1 protein-coding gene is annotated in these 551 nt (G+C 61.9%); it reads left to right on the top strand.

The features are described from left to right. On the top strand, window positions 1-551 hold a 551-nt coding region (locus ABLV52_RS00645; protein WP_348889871.1), incomplete at both ends, for a carbohydrate porin.

Here is a 551-nt window from a genome sequence, read left to right as displayed (position 1 = left end):
GACGCCGCGGCCGACAAAAAGGTCGACGTCATTACCAACCCGCAGACCACCGCCGCCTCGCCGGATGTGGCGATTCCGTTCGGCCTCAAGTTCAGCGGCTATGCCCGCTATGGCGCCCATTTCCAGACCGGCGACCAGAAATATGTCGGCGTCGACGGCTCCTATAACGGCGCCTCGGCGATCGGCCGTCTGGGCAACGAAAGCAACGGCGGCGAATTCCAGATCAGCAAAGCCTTCAAAAGCGCGCAGGGGGCTATCTGGGATCTCAACGTCATGTTCGACCACTGGAGCGACGAGGTTAACCTGAAGAAGGCCTACGTCGGCGTCACCAACGTGCTGGAATCCAACCCCAACGCCTATATCTGGGCCGGCCGCGACTTCCACCAGCGTCCGCAACAGGGGATCAACGACTACTTCTGGATGAACCACGACGGCCAGGGCGCCGGGGTGAAGAACTTTGATATCGGCGGCGTGCAGTTCGACGTGGCGGCGGTGTCGCAGGTGAAATCCTGTAGCCCGGAAGTGATGGCCGACGAGACCAACCCGTCGCG

Source organism: Klebsiella sp. GB_Kp056 (assembly GCF_040064755.1).
Lineage (GTDB): Bacteria > Pseudomonadota > Gammaproteobacteria > Enterobacterales > Enterobacteriaceae > Klebsiella > Klebsiella quasipneumoniae.
This window is presented reverse-complemented; position numbering and strand designations above follow the sequence as displayed.